This is a genomic window from Leifsonia sp. (assembly GCF_051955155.1).
Taxonomy (GTDB): domain Bacteria; phylum Actinomycetota; class Actinomycetes; order Actinomycetales; family Microbacteriaceae; genus Leifsonia.
The window spans coordinates 1-6423 of sequence record NZ_JBQCGZ010000146.1; the positions used below are offsets into that span (position 1 = coordinate 1).

The window sequence follows — 6423 nt, forward strand, 5'->3', positions numbered from 1 at the left end:
TCAAACCCGCCGAGCTGACCCCGCTCACCACGCTGTACTTCGCGAAGCTCCTCGCCGACGCCGGACTCCCGGCCGGCGTGCTGAACGTGATCACCACCTCCACGTCGGGGAAGGTGTCAGCACCGATCATCTCCGACCCGCGGCTGCGCAAGCTGTCCTTCACCGGGTCCACCGAGGTGGGCAGGAAGCTGCTGCAGCAGGCGTCCGAGAACGTGCTGCGCACCTCGATGGAGCTCGGCGGCAACGCCCCGTTCGTCGTCTTCGACGACGCCGACCTGGACAGGGCGGTGGACGGCGCGATGCTCGCGAAGTTCCGCAACATCGGCGAGGCCTGCACGGCCGCCAACCGCTTCATCGTGCACGAGGCCGTGGCAGACGAGTTCGCGCGCCGGGTGACCGAGCGCGTGAACGGGCTCCGGGTCGGCCGAGGCACCGAGGACGGCGTGACCATCGGCCCGCTCATCAACGCGGACGCGGTGGACAAGGCGGCCCAGCTGCTGGAGGACGCGGTCGCGCGCGGCGCGTCCGTGCTGACCGGCGGCTCGCGCGTCGAGGGCGCAGGCACGTTCTTCGAGCCGACCGTGGTGACGGACGTGCGCGCCGGGAGCGAGATCCTGCGCCAGGAGATCTTCGGCCCGGTGCTCTCCATCGTGCGGTTCTCCGACGAGGACGAGGCGGTGCGCATCGCCAACGACACCGAGTTCGGGCTGGTGTCCTACGTGTTCACCAAGGACCTGGCCCGTGGCCAGCGGATGATCGAGCGGCTGCAGACCGGGATGATGGGCCTGAACGTCGGGGTCGTCTCCAACGCGGCGGCCCCGTTCGGCGGCGTGAAGCAGTCGGGCCTGGGCCGCGAGGGTGGCTTCGAGGGCATCCACGAGTACCTCAGCACCAAGTACACGCTCACCCCCGACCCGTTCGGAGCCTGACATGGCAGCGACAGAGGCCGTCATCGTCGAGGTCGTCCGCACGCCCTCCGGACGCGGCAAGCCCGGCGGGGAGCTCTCCGACATCCACCCCGCCGACCTGCTCGCCGGGGTGCTGGAAGAGCTGCTGCACCGCAGCGGCGTCGATCCCGCCGCTGTCGACGACGTGATCGGCGGCTGCGTGACCCAGGCGGGCGAGCAGGCCGGCAACATCACCAGGACGGCGGTGCTGAGCGCCGGGTTCCCGGAGAGCGTTCCGGCCGTCACCGTCGACCGGCAGTGCGGGTCCAGCCAGCAGGCGGCCGCCTTCGCGGCGCAGGGCGTGATCGCCGGCGCCTACGACGTGGTCATCGCGTGCGGAGTGGAGTCGATGAGCCGCGCGCCGATGGGCTCCAACGTGGGCGGCGCCTCCCTCGGCGGGGAGCTGCTGCACCAGCGCTACCCGGACGGGCTCGTGAACCAGGGCGTCGCCGCCGAGCTGATCGCCGACCGCTGGGGGTTCTCGCGGGCGGAGCTCGACGACTTCGCAGCGGCATCGCACCAGCGCGCGGCCGAGGCCGCGGCATCCGGCGCCTTCGACGCCGAGCTGATGCTGGTGCCGACGCCGGACAGCGGCAGCGTGAGCGCGGACGAGACCATCCGGCCGGGCACCACGGCGGAGAAGCTGGCCGCGCTCGCGCCCTCGTTCCGCACCGACGCGCTCGCGGAGCGCTTCCCGCAGCTGGACTGGCGGATCACGGCGGGCAACTCCTCTCCGCTGACCGACGGCGCCTCCGCCGCGCTGATCATGAGCGCGGAGGCCGCCGCCCGGCTCGGCGTCCGCCCGCGGGCGCGCTTCCACTCGTTCGCCGTGGCGGGCAGCGACCCGCTGTTCATGCTCACCGGAATCCTGCCCGCGACCAGGAAGCTGCTCGATCGCAGCGGCGTCCGGCTCGACGAGATCGACGCGTTCGAGGTCAACGAAGCGTTCGCCCCCGTCCCGCTGCTGTGGCGCACGGAGTTCGGCGCGGACCCGGCGAAGCTGAACCCGCGCGGCGGCGCGATCGCGCTGGGCCACGCGCTCGGCTCGTCCGGAACCCGGCTGCTCGCGACGCTCGTCTCCGAGCTGGAGGCGACAGGCGGCCGGTTCGGGCTGCAGACGATGTGCGAGGGAGGCGGCACCGCCAACGCCACCCTCATCGAGATCCTGCGCTGAGGCGCATCCACCCCCGAACGGAAGGACACCCATGCAGATCGACGGATGCTCGGCCATCGTCACCGGAGGCGCGAGCGGTCTCGGCAACGCCACCGCGCGCGCCCTCACCGAGGCGGGAGCGCGGGTGGTGCTGCTCGACCTGCCGACCTCGGAGGGCGAGAAGGCGGCGACGGCGCTCGGCCCGCACGCGCGCTTCGTCGCCGCCGACGTGACCGACGAGGACCAGGTGCAGGCGGCCGTGACCGCCGCGGGCGAGCTCGGACCACTGCGCGTCGTCGTGAACTGCGCCGGGATCGCGACCGCGCAGAAGGTGCTCGGCCGGGACGGTGTCCTGCCGCTGGAGAGCTTCGAGCGCGTGGTGCGCGTGAACCTGATCGGCACCTTCAACGTCGTCCGGCTGGCGGCGGCGGCGATGGTCGAGACGGAGCCGGTGGGGGAGGAGCGCGGCGTGATCGTGAACACCGCGTCCGTCGCCGCGTTCGACGGCCAGATCGGGCAGCCGGCCTACTCGGCGTCCAAGGGCGGCGTCGCGGCGATGACGCTCCCGCTCGCGCGCGAGTTCGCCCGCAGCCTGATCCGGGTCGTCACGATCGCGCCCGGCATCTTCGAGACCCCGATGATGGCCGGCCTCCCGCAGGCGGCGCAGGACTCCCTCGCCGCCCAGGTCCCGCATCCCGCCCGGCTCGGCCGCCCCGCCGAATACGCCGCCCTGGTGCGCCACATCGTCGACAACCCCATGCTCAACGGCGAGACGATCCGCCTCGACGGCGCCATCCGCATGCAGCCCAAGTAAGAGCCGAGTACGCAGAAAATCGCCCGAAAACGGCCGAGTACGCGGAGAATCTGCGTACTCGGCGGGTTCGTCAGAGCGCGGAGTGGGACTCGAGGAACGTGTAGACGTCGGAGTCGTCGACGCCGGGGAACGAGCCGGAGGGCAGCGGCGAGAGGATGTGCGCGTGCAGCCGGGCGCTCGGCCACGCCTTCCCCGACCAGCGGTCGGAGAGGTCGGCCGGCGGCCGCTTGCAGCATGACTCGTCCGGGCACCGCGACTCGGTGCGCACCGTCGTCTCGCGGCCGCGGAACCACTTGGCCTGGTCGAACGGCACGCCGACGCTGATCGAGAAGCCGCCCTCGGTCGTCGAGCCGACCTGCGTCGCGCACCAGTAGGTGCCGGCCGGCGTGTCCGTGTACTGGTACATCTCGGTGGTCAGGTTGGTGTGCGTGAACGCCGTGCGCGCGCCCCACTTGCGGCAGACCACCTGCCCCTCGATGGAGCCGGTGACGTCGGTCGGCAGCGGCAGGCCGTCGTTCTCGTAGCCCTTGTAGAGCGCGCCGTCGTCGCCGACGCGCAGGAAGTGCAGCGGCATGTCCAGGTGCCGGGTGGCGAGGTTGGTGAGCCGGAGGGCCGCCGCCTCGTGCGTCACGCCGAACGCGTCGCGGAAGTCCTCGACCGCGAGGTCCTTGTCCTTCTTCGCCTGCTCCAGGAACGCGACGGCCGCGCGCTGCGGCATCAGGCAGCACGCTGCGAAGTAGTTGATCTCCAGCCGCTGCCGCAGGAAGTCGGCGTAGCTGGCGGGCCGCTCGTGGCCGAGCAGCCGGTGCGCCATCGCCTGCAGCGCCATCGACCGGAGGCCGTGGCCGCCCGGGATGGACGCCGGCGGCAGGTAGATCCGGCCGTTCTCGAGGTCCGTGATCGACCGCGTGGAGCGCGGCAGGTCGTTCGCGTAGATCAGCTCGAAGCCGAGCTGCTCCGCCATCACGCTCACCTCGCGGTGCGTGAGCGCGCCGCGCACGTGGCCGGACGCCTTGACGCGCTCTTCGGCCAGGTCCTCGATCTCGGGGATGTAGTTGTTCTCGCCGCGCATCCGCTCGCGCAGCTCGGTGTTCGCTCTGCGCGCCTCCTCCGGGGTGGCGATCGCCTCGGACGCCCGGCGCGCGAGCTCGCGGTGCAGGCCGACCAGCGCCTCCAGCGTCTCGGTCGGCGTTCCCTTGGTCGGCTTCACCGACGGCAGCCCCAGCGAACCGTACAGCGTCCCGCGCTGGATGCGCGCGAGCTCGATCTCGAGCGCCGCGCGCTCGTCCGGCGGCTCGGAGGAGAGCAGGTCGGCGAGCTGCACGCCGAGCGCGGCCGCGAGCCCGGAGAGCAGGGTGACGCGCGGCTCGCGCTTGCCGTTCTCGATGAGCGAGAGCTGGCTGGCCGCGACGCCGGTCGCGGCGCCGAGCTCGTCGAGGGTGAGCCCGCGCTGCGTGCGGAAATGCCGGATGCGATGACCGAGCGTCGCGACGTCTGCGTCCATCCCTTCACGATAGCGAAAGAATCGCGATTCTTTCCACTGAGAATCGCATCCCAAGCACCGAATCCTCGCGGATGCTGGATCTACAGCCGATCTTTCAATCGAGAGGACAGACGGAATGACCATCGCCGAGCTTCCGCTCACCGAGCTCGACGGGCCCTCCGGGCTCGACTCCCTGCACGCCTGGGTGGACGACATCGCCTCCCTCACCCAGCCCGACGAGGTCGTCTGGTGCGACGGCTCCCTCGGTGAGGCCGACCGCCTCACCAAGCAGCTCGTCGCCGAGGGCAAGCTCATCCGGCTCAACCCGGAGTGGCGCCCCAACAGCTTCCTGGCCCGCACCGACCCCGGCGACGTCGCCAGGGTCGAGGACCGCACCTTCATCTGCTCGGTCGACGAGCAGGACGCCGGCCCGACCAACAACTGGCGCGAGCCGGAGGGGATGCGCGCCGAGCTGCGCGAGGTCTTCGCCGGGAGCATGCGCGGCCGCACGATGTACGTGGTCCCGTTCTCGATGGGCCCGGTCGGCGGTCCGCTCTCGCAGGTCGGGATCGAGATCACCGACTCCGCGTACGTCGCGGTGAGCATGGGGATGATGACCCGTGTCACCAGCACCGTGCTCGACCTGATCGAGGCCGGCGCGCCGTGGGTGCCGACCGTGCACAGCGTCGGCGCGCCCCTGGTGGACGCGGACGGCGTCCGTCACGAGGACGTCCCGTGGCCGTGCAACGAGGCCAAGTACATCGTGCAGTTCCCGGAGACCCGCGAGATCTGGTCCTACGGCTCCGGCTACGGCGGCAACGCCATCCTGGCCAAGAAGTGCTTCGCGCTGCGGATCGCCTCGGTCATGGCGCGCGACGAGGGCTGGCTCGCCGAGCACATGCTCATCATCAAGGTGACCTCCCCGGAGGGACGCATCTTCCACATTGCGGCGGCGTTCCCGTCGGCGTGCGGCAAGACCAACCTCGCGATGCTGAAGCCCAGCATCCCCGGCTGGACGGTCGAGACCATCGGCGACGACATCGCGTGGCTGCGGCAGGGCCCGGACGGCCGCCTGCGCGCCATCAATCCGGAGGCCGGCTTCTTCGGCGTCGCGCCGGGCACCGGCGAGCTCACCAACAAGACCGCGGTGGAGACGCTGTGGGGCAACACCATCTTCACCAACGTCGCGCTGCGCGACGACGGCGATGTCTGGTGGGAGGGCCTGACGGAGGAGCCGCCCGCGCACCTCGTCGACTGGCAGGGGAACGACTGGACGCCGGCGAGCGGCCGTCCCGCCGCGCACCCGAACTCGCGCTTCACCGTCTCGGCGGCGCAGTGCCCGGCGATCGCTGACGACTGGGACGCGTTCGACGGCGTGCCGATCGACGCGATCCTGTTCGGCGGCCGACGCGCCACGAACGTCCCGCTCGTCGCTCAGGCGCGAGACTGGAAGCACGGCGTGTTCATCGGCGCGACCATCTCTTCGGAGAAGACCGCGGCGGCGGAGGGCACCGTCGGCGAGCTGCGCCGCGACCCGTTCGCGATGCTGCCGTTCTGCGGCTACAACATGGCCGACTACTGGGGCCACTGGCTGGCGATGGGCGAGAAGCTCGGGTCGAACGCGCCGGCGATCTTCCAGGTGAACTGGTTCCGCAAGAGTGATGACGGCCGCTTCCTCTGGCCCGGCTTCAGCGAGAACGCGCGCGTGATCGAATGGATCGCCCGACGCGTCGAGGGCAGCGCGGACGCGATCGACACTCCGATCGGCCGGCTCCCCGTCCCCGAGCAGCTGGACCTCGACGGCATCGACGTGCCGGCGGAGGACCTGGAGGCCCTGTTCGAGGTCGACCGGGACAGCTGGCTCGCCGAATGCGACCTGACCGACGAGTTCTTCGACCAGTTCGGAGCCCGCGTCCCGGCCGCCCTGCGCGCCGAGCTCGCCTCGCTCCGCTACCACCTCCGCGCCTGACCGCGGACGGACCGCGGGGGCGGCCCCCCCCCGCGGGGGGGCCGCGGGCGGGGCGCG

The 6423-nt window shown here is 71.6% G+C and carries 5 protein-coding genes; 4 read left to right on the forward strand and 1 reads right to left on the reverse strand.

The window, feature by feature from the left end:
- From ACTHMF_RS16190 to ACTHMF_RS16200, 3 genes are all read left to right on the forward strand, one after another.
- The coding region (locus tag ACTHMF_RS16190; RefSeq protein WP_440319008.1) for an aldehyde dehydrogenase family protein at nucleotides 1-929 on the forward strand (929 nt) is incomplete at its 5' end.
- A gap of 1 nt (nucleotide 930) precedes the next feature.
- The gene (locus ACTHMF_RS16195; RefSeq protein WP_440319010.1) at nucleotides 931-2121 is read left to right on the forward strand and encodes a thiolase family protein; all 1191 of its coding nucleotides are present in this window, start codon (nucleotides 931-933) and stop codon (nucleotides 2119-2121) included.
- Between the two features lie 31 nt (nucleotides 2122-2152).
- The gene (locus ACTHMF_RS16200) at nucleotides 2153-2914 is read left to right on the forward strand and encodes a 3-hydroxyacyl-CoA dehydrogenase (RefSeq protein ID WP_314146894.1); all 762 of its coding nucleotides are present in this window, start codon (nucleotides 2153-2155) and stop codon (nucleotides 2912-2914) included.
- Between the two features lie 70 nt (nucleotides 2915-2984).
- Here ACTHMF_RS16200 and ACTHMF_RS16205 read toward each other — a convergent pair whose 3' ends face one another.
- Complete coding sequence (locus ACTHMF_RS16205) at nucleotides 2985-4418, reverse strand: helix-turn-helix domain-containing protein (RefSeq protein ID WP_440319012.1); 1434 nt, start codon at nucleotides 4416-4418, stop codon at nucleotides 2985-2987.
- Nucleotides 4419-4533: 115 nt separating this feature from the next.
- Here ACTHMF_RS16205 and ACTHMF_RS16210 point away from each other — a divergent pair, with 115 nt between their 5' ends.
- On the forward strand, nucleotides 4534-6366 hold the full coding sequence (locus ACTHMF_RS16210; protein ID WP_440319014.1) for a phosphoenolpyruvate carboxykinase (GTP): 1833 nt from the start codon (nucleotides 4534-4536) through the stop codon (nucleotides 6364-6366).
- Nucleotides 6367-6423 lie beyond the last annotated feature (57 nt).

Coding starts and splice junctions, on each gene's coding strand:
- ACTHMF_RS16195 (WP_440319010.1), top strand. CDS start 931: ATGGCAGCGACAGAGGCCGTCATCGTCGAGGTCGTCCGCACGCCCTCC.
- ACTHMF_RS16200 (WP_314146894.1), top strand. CDS start 2,153: ATGCAGATCGACGGATGCTCGGCCATCGTCACCGGAGGCGCGAGCGGT.
- ACTHMF_RS16205 (WP_440319012.1), bottom strand. CDS start 4,418: ATGGACGCAGACGTCGCGACGCTCGGTCATCGCATCCGGCATTTCCGC.
- ACTHMF_RS16210 (WP_440319014.1), top strand. CDS start 4,534: ATGACCATCGCCGAGCTTCCGCTCACCGAGCTCGACGGGCCCTCCGGG.